Here is a 15,119-nt window from a genome sequence, read left to right as displayed (position 1 = left end):
ATTCCTTAACCTATTGGGAGGATTGGTTTAAAACAGTGAGGGTTTCCGCAGCAATCACTTGCTCTTCATCAGTTGCGAGCATGAAAGCCGCGATTTTGCTTGATTGTGTACTAATGCGGAAAGCATTTTTATCATTGGCCACACCATCCAGTTCGACGCCCAGCCATTGTAATTTTCTGGCAATATGGGTGCGGATTTCGGGCTGATGTTCGCCAATACCTGCGGTGAAAATAATGGTATCCAACCCGCCAAGGCTGGTCGCCTGACGACTGATTTCACCGGCAATGCGTGTGGTGAAGAGATCAATAGCTTGCTTTGCTTCAGGTGCCTCACTTGCCAACAAGTCACGACAATCTCCGCTGATGCCGGATACACCGAGCAGACCGGAGCGATGATAAAGCATATCAGTCAACTCATCGGCGTTCATATTCTGCTGGCTCAACAGATGCAGCAGCACACCCGCATCTAGATTTCCGCAGCGCGTTGCCATCGGAATACCGTCCAGCGTGGAGAAACTCATACTGGTATCAACGCTTTTGCCTTCTCTAAGTGCGCAAAGGCTGGCGCCGCTGCCAAGATGGGCAACAACAAGTTTCTTACGGCCTAAATCCGGGTCAAGCTCGTTAAAATGTTGTGCAATGGATTGATAAGAGAGTCCGTGAAAACCATAGCGCTTGATGCCTTGGTCATGCATTTCCCGCGGAATGGCAAACCGGCGGTTCACATCCGGCATGGTGCGATGGAAGGCTGTATCAAAAGAGGCTGTTTGCAAAATATTAGGGAAAAGTTGGTGGATCGCTTTAATCAGCGCCAGACTTTTAGGCTGATGCAACGGCGCATAGGCCGACAAATCGTCAATGGCCTGAATTGAGCCTTCATCAATCAATGCAGGACCAGTAAAAACATCGCCGCCATGCACCACACGGTGACCAATGGCTTTGATACGGGTCAGGTCTATATGCGCAGAAAGCTTATCGAAAACCTCGCTCAACACGCTGACTATATCCGCAGAAGCCTCAGATTGCAGTTGCAAATCCAGCCGTTCTTTGCCGCGCTCCATATGAAAACTCAAAGGAGACGCGGCAAAATCAATGCCAGCCTTAGCGGATTTATGCAAAGACGAGCCGTTCCATTCAAAACTGCCGATTTTGACGGTCGATGATCCTGTATTGAATGTGAGAATTAAATCATTCATTCCAAGTCTTTCCATAATCAACAGCTTTGCAGGAAAAGTGAGGCAGGCTTTATTGTGTCAGCTCACCTCAGGAAGTTACGGAAACGTTTGAGTGCGAAGAAGAAGAGCACGGAACCGATAATTATGAGGGCGAGGAACTGCGGCCAGACCACGCTTAATCCTGCACCGCGGAACAGCACCGATTGCGCGAGAATCACAAAGTGCGTGTTTGGTGCTGCCAGCATGATATTCTGAATGATTTCCGGCATGCTCTCACGCGGTGTCATTGCACCGGAGAGAACCTGCAACGGCAGCAGGATCAGCACAATCAATAGTCCGAATTGCGGCATGGAACCGGCAATGGTTGCTAGATAAATGCCGAGACTGGTGGTGGCAAAAAGCTGGAGTGCCACCCCGAGCAGGAACAGGATGATCGATCCATTGATCGGTACCGACAGCACACCTTTGACGATGAACAGCAAGGACATTGCCGTGGCAACCAGCACCACAAGCCCCATAGACCAGACCTTACTGATCATGATCTCGATCGGGGTGACCGGCATCACCAGCAGATGTTCAATCGTGCCATGTTCACGCTCGCGAATGAGTGCCGCACCGGTCAGGATGATTGACAGCATCGTCACCGAGGCAATCACGTTGGTAACCGCACCGAACCAGCCTTTGTTCAGATCCTGATTGAAGCGCGCACGCAGGTTCTGCGCGACCGGCATTTTAGTGGCACTGCGATAATGATTGAGAAACTCGCTCACCTCATTGGTCACAATGGCCTGCACATAGCGCCCGCCGCTGAAGGCCTGACTCATACGCGTCGCATCAATATTCAGCTGAATAGTCGGATTGCGTCCGGCCAGAAGATCACGCTGGAAGTTCGGCGGAATATCCAGCGCAAATGTATCCAGACCGGTATCCATGCGCTTGTCCATCTCATAAGTGGAGATGAGTTTCGGCGGCACAAAATAAGGCGGATAAAATGCGGTGGTAATCCGGCCGGAGATCGGGGACTGATCCTCATCAACAATTGCGATCGCCGCATTGTTTAGGTTTTCCGGCATTGCTTTGGAAGCCGTATAGATTGCCAGTGTGAACGCATAAACAATCAGGATCATCAGCATCGGATCGCGGGCAAGACCGCGTAGCTCCTTGATGCCAAGACGGAATATATTGGAAATCCTCATCTCAGCGCGCCTGTTTCTTGAGAAGAACAATACCCAGCACCATCAGCACCGGAATGGTTATCAGCAACATCAGAAAAGGCATGCCCAGATCAGAGAAGCTGAGCGCTTTCGAGAACGTCCCGCGCGAGATGGTGGTGAAGTAGGTTGTCGGATAAATCTGACCGATCAAAGCCCCTGCACCACGCAAAGAAGAAACCGGATCAATGATACCCGAATATTGCACGGCAGGTATCAACGTCATCAAGGCGGTGCCGAAGATAGCGGCGATCTGACTGTTCATGAAAGTGGAGAGCACCAGCCCCATGCCTGTTGTGATAATCACATAGAGCAAGGCAGCCGTTGAATAGGTCAGAAAACTGCCGGTAAACCGCACCTGAAAGATGAACACTGCGAAGGCGGTCAGCATCAGGAAGTTGAAGAAAGCCAGCCCGATATAAGGCAGCTGCTTACCCATCAGAAACTCGAATTTCGTGACCGGTGTCACGTAGAAATTGATAATCGAGCCCAGTTCTTTTTCGCGCACAACACTCAGCACCGAGAGCATGGCCGGTATAACCAGCAGCAACAGCGGAATAACCGCTGGCACCATGGCTACCAGACTTTGCACATCCGGATTATAGCGATAGCGGATTTCCATATTGAAACTGGTGAGGGCCGTGGTGTTGCCATAGAGCTCGCGGGCTTTTTGCGACAACCAGTTGAGATGCGTGCCCTGCACATAACCCTGAATGGTTTCTGCCCGCGTCGGCATTGCACCGTCAATCCATGCGCCGACTTCAACAGGACGTCCATGTTCGACATCGCGGGCAAAGTTCGGTGGTATCTCAATCGCCAGACTGATCTCGCCGTTTCGCATGCGCCGGTCGAGATCGTCATAATCAAGGATCGGATCTTTTTCGATAAAATAGCGTGAGCCGGAGAATTGGAGGATATAGTCACGACTGATCGTTGTGTCGTCGCGGTCAATCACTGCAAAACTTAAGTTATTCACGTCGAGATTGATACCGAAACCGATCACAAACATCAGGATAACACTGCCAAGCATTGCCAGTGTGGCGCGGATCGGATCGCGCCGCAGTTCCAGCGTTTCGCGTCTGGTATAAGCGAGCATACGGCGCAGATCAGGCATCCAGCTTGCAGACGGAGCCGGAAGCTCTCGTACCCGTTTTACTGTTTGTGCTGTCTGTTCTGCAACTGCTGTATGGGCAGGTTGCGGCGCAGGTGCGGTTTCGCCAATGGCATCTTCAAGATAGCCGATGAACGCCTCTTCCAGTGTTGCTGCCGAACAGCTGGCAGTGATTGCAGCCGGTGTATCACTGATCAACACTTTACCGGCATGCATCAGGGAAATCCGGTCACAAAGCTCTGCTTCATTCATGAAGTGGGTGGAGACGAAAATCGTCACATTATCCTTGCGCGAAAGATCGGCGAGGATTTGCCAGAAGGCATCACGTGCCACCGGATCAACACCGGAAGTCGGCTCATCGAGAATGAGAATATCCGGCTGATGGATCAGGGCGACCGCGAGAGACAAACGCTGACGGATACCGAGCGGCATATCATCCGGGTAAATATCCATCATCTCGGTCAGATCGAAACGCTGTGAAAGCTCTGTAATACGCTGTTTGGTTCTGGCCTCTTCCATGCCGAATAATTTGGCGTGGAGTTCCAGATTGTGATGCACAGTCAGTTCTGAATAGAGCGAGAAAGCCTGTGACATATAGCCGACACGACGGCGGATATCGATATCTTTGGTATCAACTTCACGGCCAAACAGGCGGGCAATACCATCACTTGCAGGCAGCAAGCCGGTCAGCACTTTCATGGTCGTGGATTTGCCGCAACCATTGGAGCCGAGGAAGCCGAAAATCTCGCCGCGCGGAATACGGAAGCTGACATTATCAACGGCTGTGAACTTACCAAAACGCACGGTGACATGCTCGGCTTCAATGGCAATATCCGTGATGCTTTCATCACGCGGCGGGATCACCACCTTATGATGGTCTTGGCGCAGTTCTTCCGGCAATAAGGCGATAAAGGCATCATCCACATTCGATGTGCCGGTTTGTTGCATCAGCTCTTTTGGTGTGCCACTGGCGAGGATCTGCCCGTCATTCATAGCAATAAGCCAGTCGAAACGCTCGGCTTCTTCCATATAGGCCGTGGCAACAATCACGCTCATACCCGGGCGATCTTTGCGGATATCGTCGATCAGCTCCCAGAACTGGCGGCGCGACAGAGGATCAACGCCGGTGGTCGGCTCATCAAGAATCAGCAGGTCAGGATCATGGATCAGCGAACAGCAAAGACTGGTTTTTTGCTTCATCCCGCCGGAGAGTTTGCCGGCAGGACGATCCGCAAAGGGCGACATGCCGGTGCGTGCCAGCAAATCCGTAATTCGGCGCTCACGTTCATGCTTGTTATGGCCGAATAATCTGCCGAAGAATTCAATATTCTCAAAGACCGACAGGGTCGGATATAGGTTTTTACCCAGCCCTTGCGGCATATAGGCAATACGAGGAAAAGCGGACTGGCGATGGCGCTTGTCAGCAATATCCCCGCCCAGCACGTCAATGCGCCCTTGCTGCATAATACGCGCACCAGCAACCAGTGACAGCAAGCTGGATTTCCCCACGCCGTCAGGGCCAATGAGGCCGATCATGCGACCAGTCGGAATATCCAGCGTCAGATCACACAGGGCTTGTTTGGCGCCATAGGTCAGGCTGACATTCTGTATGCGGACGACAGGTTCATCGTCCGCGCTGTTATCGCTCGCCAGATCCATGTTCATTGTACAGGTTCCGCAAGGTTCTGTGGCCATGTGGCTTCAGAGTTCAGCTTAACATAGACAGTGCCCGGCAGACCGGTTTTGACCTGCTGAATATGTTTTTGCAGCAGTTCCTGCGGGATTTTGGCTTTTACGCGAAACACCAGCTTCTGGCGCTCTTCTTCCGTTTCAACGGATTTCGGCGTGAACTGGGCAACGTCGGCAACAAAACTGATTTTGGCCGGAATAACAAATTGCGGTGCAGCATCCAGAACGATACGTGCTTCAGCACCGATTGCGACCTGTCCGGCCTGTGCAGTTGGCAGGAAGAACGTCATATAAACATCGCTCAGGTCAACCAGATTGAGCACACGGCCACCGGCAGCAATCACTTCACCCGGCTGGGCAATACGATATTGAACGCGACCCGGTTTGGGTGCTTTCAAACTGGCATCATTGATCTCAACGGCAATTGTTGCAATCGCGGCTTTAGCAGCATCAACGGCTGCTTCCGCATCAACAACCTGCGCTTTGGCGGCGCTAATACCGGCTTCAGTTGCAGCCAGCTGCGCTTTGGCAGCACTTACGGCCGCTTCAACGCCACGGGCATTGGCACGGTCATCATCGAGAATTTGCTGGGAGACAGTACGGGATTCATTCAGCTGCTGCGAGCGTACCAAGCGGCGCTGCGCGGCATCTAGTTGTGCTTCGCGTTGTGCGATGATGGCAGCAGCTGCTTTTTGTTCTGCTTCACGCTGTGCTACAAGGCTACGGGTTGTTTCAATACTGATTTCTGCACGGCGCAACTGTGCTTCAGCCTGACGACGCTGGCTTTCGGCCTGATCGGTATCCATCTGCGCCAGAACATCGCCGGCATTCACAAAATCACCCTCATCCGCCAGAATTTGACGAATACGACCGGCACTTTTGGTGGAAATGTCGACCTCAACGGCTTCAATACGTCCATTTCCGGAGGCAATGCCTTCGGGTAGGTTGTCATTATTCAGTTGTTGCCATGTATAATATCCGCTTCCAGCAAGCAGGACTGTAACGACAACAAAAGTGTATTTCTTAAACCGAATCAATTTGCTTTTGATCATTTACTATGCCTGAGTTTATATGAAACTTTGTCTATGAGGTGTTATATGAATCAATAAATGTCATTGATTGCAGTCAATACTGTTTATTTCTTTTTGTTGTAATAAAAGTTACATTCTGCCCCAAAAAGCATCATTTTTTATTTATGTTGGTTCCAGTCTAAATCGGACAATATCTGTGCTATTATGGATTGAGTTTCTTCTTTTTTGACGCATGACGTGATCCTAGGCAATAATGGAAGCGATATTTGGATATGAATTTTGCAAGACCAATTAAAGGCCAAGGTAGATCAAATGATTGCCGATCTGGACTTTAATGGCGCAATGACCTTCGCCGAACAGCATACAGCGAGTCGTGCGACTCTACATAAACGTCTTGAACTTGAACCTCAGGAGGAAGTTCTTATTGTTGTGACTGAAGTCAGTGGATGGCCAGTTACTCGACATGTCGATCTCTATCCGCGCACCCTTACTCGAATTGAACAATCCAACAACAAGCTTGCCCATTTGTGCGATTGAACGGGCTGTACAAGCGCGGAACGGTTCATGGTAGTAAATCATTCATTTGCCTTCCCCCCCTCTGTGCGCCTCTGCATCGCGACGTCAAGGGGCAAAGAAAAGGTACCTTACCCCATAGGCAAGCTGTGCGGTCACGCTGCACCCCTAAATATGAGCGTTTTCCAAATTTGGAAAATCGGAGTTTGCTTTGCATTTTGAGGAAAATCGAAATGGCAAAAAAGGCCACAACATCTTCGACCTCGTCCGCAATCATCGACCTTACGGGTGAAGAAATGCTGTCAACGAGTGGGGCATCTTCACTGTTGGGTATTACATCTCAATGGCTTCGTCAGCTATCGGCGAATGGTTATATCCCCGTGGCAATCAAGGGAAAGTACCCACTGGTTGCTGTTGTACAAGGTTATGTCCGCTCCCTTAAAGACGAGGAACGAAGGTCATCTAAAGCAGCAGCCGACAGCGGCCTTAAGGCCGCACGGCAAAGAGAGGTCGAACTCCGGATCGGGAAAGAGGAAGGTCGTCTCGTCGATATGGAAGACGTTGAAGCCGTCGTCTCAAATGTTTTTGCAACACTACGCGCAGAACTTACCGGCATCCCCGTAGCGGTAACGCGCGATGTGAAATTGCGCGCGGAGATTGAGAAGGGATTAAATGGGGCGTTTGCTCAATCACAAGGCAAGTTCAGAGAAGCGGGTGAGGCTTTACGATCTGGCAGCGATCTTTTGGGAGCCGGCGGAGAAAACGACTCCTGACAAATGGGGGGGGGCGGAGAACTGCGTCTATCCGTCAGCATAACAATATCCTAGAAGGTGGGAATACTGCCTGTAATAAACTAATAAGAGAGGTGCTTTATGGCTAAAGGTCGTCTTGATAGTTTAATGGATCAATTGGGCGTTAAATTGGTGCCTACCTACCGGCGCAGAGCGCGCGGCCAGAGCCATGCACGGGGCACAATGAAAGCCATAAGGGACGCACACGGCGAAGGTCATTTGGTCTTTGTTGTGAAAACCATAAAGCAAAGCGCCGGTAATATTGATGAGCTGTGGTCTGAAACAATCGGTGCAGTCTCAGACATAGTGCTGCAGCGCCCAGATTGGGCAGAGAGGCGTGCTGGTGACTTTATGGCGGCTTTTGATCAGATAGACCTTGCCGTGCTCCGTGGTCGCTCTCTAGCGCTCAGGCCGTGGCCGGTACGCGGGACACTACGCACATTGATACTTTCGGAGCTTGAAGGATTGCTTGCGCCAGTGTGTGCGGCGTAGTTTATTCTGTAGCCAGTCGCCCCAACTGAAAGCACTCATGCGACCTACAAAAGCGAGAAAGCACGCCACACGGCAACCTCGAAGGAACCAGTCGCCATTTCAGACGAGAGGCCTATATTCCAGCCCTATACGCGCCACACAGAAGCGGAGCTGATCGAGATAGGGCAATTCTCATCCAGAATAAGCTATCGCTTCCGCACGGCGAATTTGGGCCGTGGGTACGCGATAAGACCGGACTGCCATATGAGACCGCGCTGAATGCCATGAGACTGGCGCAAGTGGCTTAAACGGCGTTCGTGGCTTTCTGATCGGTGAAGGCTTGAAGTCGCTATGACCGGTCAGCAATAAAAAAGCCGCCCGACTGGAACAGGGCGGCTAATCAGTTATTTATTCTAAGGCCGTTCCACTTTGGTAATAAGAATATTCTTTAACGCTCCGTACTGCTAACAAATTTGAAAGCACTACATGAGATCCGACCATCGGGTGATATTCTGTCTCTATTGTTTGCGCGCAGGCTCGAAACGATCAGATTTCTTGTGGCAATATCTCGGCACATATCTACTAAAATAAACGGGACTGGTCTTTTCTCATCTTCGAGAAATATCCGTCCTTTGTATGTGTTGATGTTATAGCTACTGATCCGGCCGAACATATCATTTTGGTTATCGGAAGTCAGGAATGGGCGAAATTCGTACCAACCTTGGACGCATCTCCCACTCCATCATTTTATGGTGCGGACTTTTACTGAAATTTGAGTAAAAGGTATCACTGAATTGATGATGCCCCAAATTTAGGGCACGTCCACAAATTGTGGATGAACAATTCAACTTCCTTAAATTGAGGAAGTTGAATTACACTATTCGTTGGGCAGGTGAATTCCGCAAGCAGATTGTGCCGCAATAGGGGACTCGAAATGATCTTGTAACTTCTGATAGTCGCCGCCCCAAGTTATCCGCCAGCAAGTTGCCGCTCAAGCTGGCATGTCAGGCCAAACCAAATCTGGTTCGGCTGAATTCAACCCTTCGATTTGAGCGAAAGGTTGCTCAGTCCAAATCTGGGCTGAGTGTCACAACGATTCGACGGGGCATGTTGCACGGCATGTCGCGTGGAGCTACCGTGTACCAGTGTAACTCATTGAAATTTACAGAATGCCATTTGCAACACGATGCGACATGAAATTTACATCATGTTCCAGCTACGTGCTTTATAACTATTTGATTTTGTTTTGTAATTTTTTGGTAGCGGAGGACGGATTCGAACCGCCGACACAAGGATTATGATTCCTCTGCTCTAACCTACTGAGCTACTCCGCCCCACGATGCTTCAGAGCTTTTCAGCTGCTTCGCGAAGCAATGTTCTCGTTGGGAACGGGGGTCGTATAAGTCGGTATGCGCATAGCTGTCAAGCACTGTTATGCATTAATCGGTATTGAAATCCAACTTTTGCAAAGTTATTGAGTTTTCAACAAGCAAAGGCAGGAAAATATGGCACCGCGTATCGCAGTTCTCGGTTGTGGCTATTGGGGCAACAATCATATCCGCACTCTTAAAGGTCTGGGCGCACTCGTTGCTGTCAGCGATATTGATCCGGCACGCTCCGCAAAATTTGCTGCGGATTACGATGTGGCGCAAATCAGTGTTGATGATCTTTTTGTTTCAAAAGACATCGGCGCGATCGTTATGGCGCTGCCTGCGCAGTTCCATGCGCAATATGCCATCCGCGCCGTTGAAAACGGCAAGGATGTGCTGGTTGAAAAACCGATCGCCCTGACTGTTGCTGATGGTGAGGCCGCAATACAGGCGGCTGAGAAGCATGGCCGTGTGTTTATGGTTGGTCATATTCTGCGCTTCCATCCGGCATTTGAGAAATTGCTGGAACTGGCACAAAGCGGTGAACTCGGCAAAATCGGTTATATTCAGGCGCATCGCATTGGTCTTGGTAAGTTCCACGGCCAGAATGATGCTCTTTGGGATCTCGCACCGCATGATTTGTCGATGATTCTGGCACTGACCGGCTCTGAACCTTCCGTTGTGCGTGGTGAAGGTGCGGCAATGATCGATCATTTGAGTGATTTTGCCCATCTGCATATGGAATTCCCGAACGGTATTCGCAGCCATTTGTTTGCTTCACGCCTGAACCCGATCATGGATCGCCGTCTTGCGGTTGTTGGCGACAAGGCGATGGCTGTTTTTGACGATGCCGAACCGTGGGAGCGCAAGCTGACCCTGTATCGTCATAAAGTCTGGCAGGAGAACGGGCAGATCGCTTTCACCAAAGCTGATCCGGAATATGTGCCGGTACAGGAAGGCATGCCGCTGACCCGTGAGCTGGAACATTTCATTCATTGTATTGAAACGCGCGAAACACCGCGCACCAATGGTGAAGAAGCTGTGAGTGTGTTGCGGATTTTGACCAAAGGCACTGTGAACCATCCGGTTCGCTAACCGGAATCACAGATATTTGAGATATCCGGCTCTTTGTCATGCTGACGGTACTGATAGATTGCCCCATAGTCTGAGGGGCTGAACGGGATAATCAGACCGTATCCATGTGGACAGACTGCAGGATGCGAATAAAACAACGCGATTGAGCGGCTTTTCTGGTATAAGAACCGGCGAGCCGGTCTTCGCGACTGCTGTGCGGAACAAGGGAGACGCGATGTTCCGCCATTGCTTCAAGCTGTGTTACATTGTTTGCCAAACAGTGAAGAATGCACCATGGCGAAGTCTCTTATGAGGGACTACATACTACTCGATTCGCGGGTGTGCGCGTGCATGATGCGGATCAATTGATATTGGAGCCGACATGCAATTCATTGATCTTGTGAGCCAGCGCGCTCGCATTGAAGACCGTCTTAACGCTGCTGTTCTTAAAGTGGTCGCGGAAGGCAAGTATATTCTCGGACCTGAAGTTGCTGAGTTTGAGAAGCAGCTTGCTGATTATGTTGGCGTCAAACATGTTCTGGCCTGTGCCAATGGTACAGACGCATTGCAGATGCCGCTGATGGCTATGGGCGTCGGCCCCGGCGATGCAGTTTTCTGCCCGAGCTTTACCTTTGCAGCAACCGCTGAAGTGGTGGCGCTGGTTGGTGCGGAAGCGGTTTTTGTGGATGTCGAGGAAGACACCTACAATATGAATGTGGAACAGTTGCAGGCTGCTATTGATGCAGTGCGCAAGGAAGGCCGTCTGACACCAAAGGCGATCATTCCGGTTGATTTGTTCGGTCTGCCTGCTGATTACCGTGCCATTATGGCAATTGCTGATAAAGAAGGCCTCAAGGTTATTTCCGATGCTGCCCAGTCGATCGGCGGCAAGCGCGACAATGCCATGTGTGGTTCTTTCGGTCATGTTGGTGCAACCAGCTTCTACCCTGCCAAGCCGCTCGGCTGCTATGGCGACGGTGGCGCAATCTTTACCAATGATGATGAGCTGAACGATGTTCTGCGCTCTATCCATTTCCACGGTAAAGGCGAAACCCAGTATGACAATGTGCGCATTGGTCTGAACTCCCGTCTGGATACAATTCAGGCAGCGGTTCTGCTGGAAAAAATGGCTATTCTCGAAGACGAAATGGAAACCCGTCAAAAGGTTGCCAATCGTTATGCCGAAGGTCTGGGTGACATTGTTAAAGTAACCCGTCCGGCTGCCGGTATCCGTTCCGCATGGGCGCAATATTCGATTGAAACCGAACGCCGTGATGAGCTGAAAGCCCATCTGCAGGTGAAGGGGATTCCTTCGGTTATCTATTATGTGAAGCCGCTGCATCTGCAGACTGCTTATAAGCATTATATGGTAGCACCAGGTGGTCTGCCGGTGTCTGAAGCTCTGCCTTCACGCATTCTCAGCCTGCCGATGCATGCTTACCTCTCCGAGGAAGATCAGGAACGCGTTATCGCTGCGATTCGTGAGTTCCACGGTAAGTAACCGGAATTTTCCGGTTTTAGTTATGATCTTAAAGGCCGGATGGAAACATCCGGCCTTTTTGCTGTTTCAGACGGGCAGTCAGTATGACTGCAAATTAAAATATGAATTGAAAATTCATATTATCGGGTGTTAGCTGCAGATAACCCGCCGGTTTTAACCGGCAGAGACTGCAGGAGAGATGATGAATAAGCCTGTATTTATTGCGCAAACGGAAGTTTCCTCCGCGCAGGCAGAGATAATTTTCGAAAATCTGCTACGTGTTTATGGTGAACATTATGCCGTGGAGCGCACAGGGAATGAAGGTACAATTCCGCTGCTGATGGGGGTGGCAAAACTCAGGCTGGAACAGGAGCGTTTTACCGTAACCGCCGAGGCTGCCAATGAAAGCGATCTGTCTTATCTGAAATTTGCTGTCGCGGAAGGTATTGTCCACCATGCGGGTGCCGAAGCTGTGAGTTTCCGCTGGGAAGGCGACGGCGCAGGCGAGGGCAGCCTGCCACCGTTTTTCCGTGAAATGAAGGTCATTGCCGTGCGCAATATTACGCCGCATATGCGCCGGATCAGATTGCAGGGCGATGATCTGGGGCGCTATGCCAGCGGCGGGCTTCATATCCGCCTGATATTGCCGCCTAAGCCGCCGCTCAAGCCGAAATGGCCGCATCTGGGGGCTGATGGTCGTCCGGTCTGGCCGGATGGTGAGCACCGTCTGCAAAACCGTGTCTATACAATCCGGACCATTGATGTTGAGCAGAGCTGGGTTGATATTGATATGGTTGTGCATCCCAGCACGGTTGAAGCACCGGGAACAGAATGGGCCATGCAGGCGCAGACCGGCGATATTATCGGCATGACCGGCCCCGGTGGCGGGGATATGCCTGCGGGTGATGATTTTATTCTGGTCGGCGATGAGACTGCCTTACCCGCTATTTCCCGTATTCTGGAAAGACTACCGGCGACAGCATCGGTAATTGTCCGTATTGAAATAGCCGACAGTGCGGAAGAACAGCTACTGGAAACTCAGGCACAGCTTGATCTGAAATGGCTGCATCGTAACGGTGCGGAAGCCGGAACGACAACGCTGCTGATTGATGCGGTAAAACAGGCCATGCCGGTGCAAAGCGAAGGGCGCCGGTTGTTTGCATGGGCTGGCTGTGAGTTCGATGCTTTTAAAGCTATTCGCGGCTTCTGGCGTAAAGAATGCGGCCTGAAACGCGATGACCACATGGCGGTTGCCTATTGGCGGCGTGGCGTTACGGATGACCATTAAGCGGATGGTTCTGGCTGTGCGATTTTAAGAAAAGCTACTGCCTGACATGAGAGCGAGTTTTGTGTGCCAAGTCCGGCACACGGCGCTCTCAGGTCAGGCCGTGATCTTTTTAATGCGTCCGGCCAGACTTTTCTGTTTTGATGTTTTTGCTTTTTTGGTGCTTTTGGCTGGAGCGGCCGGTTCTGTATCCGGTTCTTTCAGCAATGTGTGGATAGGAGAGGTTTCACCTTCCTGAGCTGCCGTTCTGGCAACCATTTCAGCAGCGAGATCGCTGATGGTTTCCCGCAGCTGGTTATCTTCGTCACTCAGCGTCCGGCTTTCATTCTCAGCGGATTTTTCGCCGGAGCGCATGGTTTTGCTCTGTCGTTCGAGTTTTTCCTGCGCATCAGAGAGTTCTGAAATCAGACGATGCAGTTTCTCCTCAAGCGCCTGATTACGCTGTTTCTCGCTTTCAAGAGATGTTTTCAATGATGCCACCTGAGAAGCCAGTTCTGACTTCAAGCTGTTAAGTTGTTTCTTTTCCTGCCGCAGATCGCCTGCCTCACGCCGCAACCGGTCTGCTTCGCTTTCACGACGGGAGACCTCTTCACGCAGCGTATCACTGAGATGGCTCAATGCTTCATTCTGGCGTTGCATCCGGCCGTTTTCGTCAAATGTCGCCTGCTGTTTCTGCTGAAGCTTTTTCATCTGCTCCTGCGCAGCGTTTAAAGTCTGCCGGTCGTCTTTCTGTTGTATTCTGGCAATTTCAAGCTCCTGCTGCAAAGGCAGAATCTTCTCAATTTCATGACGATCCGTGCTGATTTTCAACAATGCCTGTGTGTGCTTCTCACGGATTTCCAAGGTCTGCATTTCCGCTTTACGGAGCGCGGCCGCATGGGATGCACGCAGCATATCCCTGTCGGCTTCAATAGCTGTCAGCGAAAGCGGCAGTTGGGCATTCATCTGTTTTTGCCACAGATAATTCGCGCGTCGCCAGAACAATGGCGCTGCCAGCAAAATCAGAAAGACTGCGCATAAAAAGCCCAGCAGGAAAACCAGTACGGATTGTATCACGATCTGCCGATCTCCGGTGCTTTCAGATTATGACATGAATGCATGAAATTTAAATCATTCAGAGTGCATTCCGGTCTGATTTAACCGGATTACTGCTCTGTCCCTTTGACTGAATGTACATCTGATCCGCAAAATATACGGGATGCGCCTGTAAAAGAGAGAATTTTCCAATTCTCTCTCCGGTCATATGTCTGCGATCAGAACGGATTCCATGTCGCGCTTGGTGTCAGCTTGAGATAGCCGATATTGACGCCGAGACGGCCACCGACACCGGTACGGATTGGTACCAGCAGAATATTGCCGCGCTTCAGTACATTAAAACCTGCACCGGCAATAATATAGGCAGATCCGGAAACGCCCGCATAGCGGCCATAGAGCATGTTTACATCATCAAGATTGTAAACGAGCATCATAACGCGCGAACCCTGACCACCGAAATCCCAACCAAGGGAAGGCCCCTGCCAGTAGGTTTTGTGATCGCCGGCATTTTTGGTGTAGAGCGTGCCTTCACCGTAAGTGAGGCCGCCTACAAAGGCGCCGGAACCTTCTTCACCCAGAATATAGCCGTTTGGCAGGCCGTAACTCTGGAACGCTTTTTCAATGGCGGAGGCAATGCCGCCTGAGGTCGAGCCAAAGAAACGGTGGCCGGAGGCAACAATTTCCTCCATGCTGAAGCCTTCATTGGCTTTGGCCTGCTGCGGTACGACGCTGATCAGAGCCAGTAATCCTATTATGACCGAGGCAATATGCACACGGAAAGAGGACAGGTTTAGGGTAGCCATAAAAAAATCCTTCTGGCTGCTTGGCTCATTCTGTCTGACGGGACAATGAGCACCCTGAACAGGCGCTGTTGTCCGTATTTC

At 50.9% G+C, this 15,119-nt stretch carries 12 protein-coding genes and 1 tRNA gene; 6 read left to right on the top strand and 7 right to left on the bottom strand.

Annotated features, from left to right (window positions below):
• Positions 1 to 10 precede the first annotated feature (10 nt).
• From LDL70_RS10835 to LDL70_RS10820, 4 genes are all read right to left on the bottom strand, one after another.
• Positions 11 to 1,195 (bottom strand): acetate/propionate family kinase, encoded by a 1,185-nt coding sequence (locus tag LDL70_RS10835; RefSeq protein ID WP_225685030.1) that lies wholly within the window; start codon positions 1,193 to 1,195, stop codon positions 11 to 13.
• Between the two features lie 62 nt (positions 1,196 to 1,257).
• The gene (locus LDL70_RS10830) at positions 1,258 to 2,370 is read right to left on the bottom strand and encodes an ABC transporter permease (protein ID WP_225685029.1); all 1,113 of its coding nucleotides are present in this window, start codon (positions 2,368 to 2,370) and stop codon (positions 1,258 to 1,260) included.
• Between the two features lies 1 nt (position 2,371).
• A complete protein-coding gene (gene rbbA / locus LDL70_RS10825) occupies positions 2,372 to 5,155 on the bottom strand; it encodes a ribosome-associated ATPase/putative transporter RbbA (RefSeq protein WP_213599988.1) in 2,784 nt (927 codons plus the stop codon).
• A 2-nt stretch (positions 5,156 to 5,157) separates the two neighbouring features.
• A complete protein-coding gene (locus LDL70_RS10820) occupies positions 5,158 to 6,237 on the bottom strand; it encodes an HlyD family secretion protein (RefSeq protein ID WP_225685028.1) in 1,080 nt (359 codons plus the stop codon).
• A gap of 291 nt (positions 6,238 to 6,528) precedes the next feature.
• On the opposite strand from LDL70_RS10820, the gene LDL70_RS10815 reads away from it, so the two are divergent.
• From LDL70_RS10815 to LDL70_RS10805, 3 genes are all read left to right on the top strand, one after another.
• On the top strand, positions 6,529 to 6,753 hold the full coding sequence (locus LDL70_RS10815; RefSeq protein WP_139316401.1) for a hypothetical protein: 225 nt from the start codon (positions 6,529 to 6,531) through the stop codon (positions 6,751 to 6,753).
• Positions 6,754 to 6,962: 209 nt separating this feature from the next.
• On the top strand, positions 6,963 to 7,502 hold the full coding sequence (locus LDL70_RS10810) for a terminase small subunit (RefSeq protein ID WP_213598582.1): 540 nt from the start codon (positions 6,963 to 6,965) through the stop codon (positions 7,500 to 7,502).
• 99 nt (positions 7,503 to 7,601) lie between these two features.
• Positions 7,602 to 8,012: a hypothetical protein gene (locus tag LDL70_RS10805; protein WP_022709461.1), complete on the top strand. Its 411-nt coding sequence runs from the start codon at positions 7,602 to 7,604 to the stop codon at positions 8,010 to 8,012.
• 1,236 nt (positions 8,013 to 9,248) lie between these two features.
• Here the strand turns inward: LDL70_RS10805 and LDL70_RS10800 are convergent.
• Positions 9,249 to 9,325 (bottom strand) — tRNA-Met (locus LDL70_RS10800).
• A gap of 171 nt (positions 9,326 to 9,496) precedes the next feature.
• Here LDL70_RS10800 and LDL70_RS10795 point away from each other — a divergent pair.
• The 3 genes from LDL70_RS10795 (at position 9,497) to LDL70_RS10785 (ending at position 13,203) form a co-directional block, all read left to right on the top strand.
• Positions 9,497 to 10,456 carry a Gfo/Idh/MocA family protein gene (locus LDL70_RS10795; protein WP_225685027.1) on the top strand — a complete coding sequence of 320 codons (960 nt, stop codon included), beginning with the start codon at positions 9,497 to 9,499 and terminating at the stop codon, positions 10,454 to 10,456.
• A gap of 361 nt (positions 10,457 to 10,817) precedes the next feature.
• Positions 10,818 to 11,936 (top strand): DegT/DnrJ/EryC1/StrS aminotransferase family protein, encoded by a 1,119-nt coding sequence (locus LDL70_RS10790; RefSeq protein WP_225685026.1) that lies wholly within the window; start codon positions 10,818 to 10,820, stop codon positions 11,934 to 11,936.
• Positions 11,937 to 12,114: 178 nt separating this feature from the next.
• Entirely contained in the window at positions 12,115 to 13,203 is a 1,089-nt protein-coding gene (locus tag LDL70_RS10785) for a siderophore-interacting protein (protein WP_225685025.1), read from the top strand.
• A gap of 93 nt (positions 13,204 to 13,296) precedes the next feature.
• Here the strand turns inward: LDL70_RS10785 and LDL70_RS10780 are convergent, their stop codons facing one another.
• Both LDL70_RS10780 and LDL70_RS10775 read right to left on the bottom strand, forming a co-directional pair.
• Positions 13,297 to 14,256, bottom strand: a complete 960-nt coding sequence (locus tag LDL70_RS10780; protein ID WP_225685024.1) for a hypothetical protein — start codon at positions 14,254 to 14,256, stop codon at positions 13,297 to 13,299.
• 197 nt (positions 14,257 to 14,453) lie between these two features.
• Complete coding sequence (locus LDL70_RS10775; protein WP_075655981.1) at positions 14,454 to 15,038, bottom strand: DUF1134 domain-containing protein; 585 nt, start codon at positions 15,036 to 15,038, stop codon at positions 14,454 to 14,456.
• Positions 15,039 to 15,119: the final 81 nt, after the last annotated feature.

Origin of the sequence: Pseudochrobactrum sp. XF203, assembly GCF_020341615.1 — a bacterium.
Lineage (GTDB): Bacteria > Pseudomonadota > Alphaproteobacteria > Rhizobiales > Rhizobiaceae > Pseudochrobactrum > Pseudochrobactrum saccharolyticum.
This window is presented reverse-complemented; position numbering and strand designations above follow the sequence as displayed.

Coding starts and splice junctions, on each gene's coding strand:
- LDL70_RS10835 (WP_225685030.1), bottom strand. CDS start 1,195: ATGAATGATTTAATTCTCACATTCAATACAGGATCATCGACCGTCAAA.
- LDL70_RS10830 (WP_225685029.1), bottom strand. CDS start 2,370: ATGAGGATTTCCAATATATTCCGTCTTGGCATCAAGGAGCTACGCGGT.
- rbbA (WP_213599988.1), bottom strand. CDS start 5,155: ATGGATCTGGCGAGCGATAACAGCGCGGACGATGAACCTGTCGTCCGC.
- LDL70_RS10820 (WP_225685028.1), bottom strand. CDS start 6,237: ATGATCAAAAGCAAATTGATTCGGTTTAAGAAATACACTTTTGTTGTC.
- LDL70_RS10815 (WP_139316401.1), top strand. CDS start 6,529: ATGATTGCCGATCTGGACTTTAATGGCGCAATGACCTTCGCCGAACAG.
- LDL70_RS10810 (WP_213598582.1), top strand. CDS start 6,963: ATGGCAAAAAAGGCCACAACATCTTCGACCTCGTCCGCAATCATCGAC.
- LDL70_RS10805 (WP_022709461.1), top strand. CDS start 7,602: ATGGCTAAAGGTCGTCTTGATAGTTTAATGGATCAATTGGGCGTTAAA.
- LDL70_RS10795 (WP_225685027.1), top strand. CDS start 9,497: ATGGCACCGCGTATCGCAGTTCTCGGTTGTGGCTATTGGGGCAACAAT.
- LDL70_RS10790 (WP_225685026.1), top strand. CDS start 10,818: ATGCAATTCATTGATCTTGTGAGCCAGCGCGCTCGCATTGAAGACCGT.
- LDL70_RS10785 (WP_225685025.1), top strand. CDS start 12,115: ATGATGAATAAGCCTGTATTTATTGCGCAAACGGAAGTTTCCTCCGCG.
- LDL70_RS10775 (WP_075655981.1), bottom strand. CDS start 15,038: ATGGCTACCCTAAACCTGTCCTCTTTCCGTGTGCATATTGCCTCGGTC.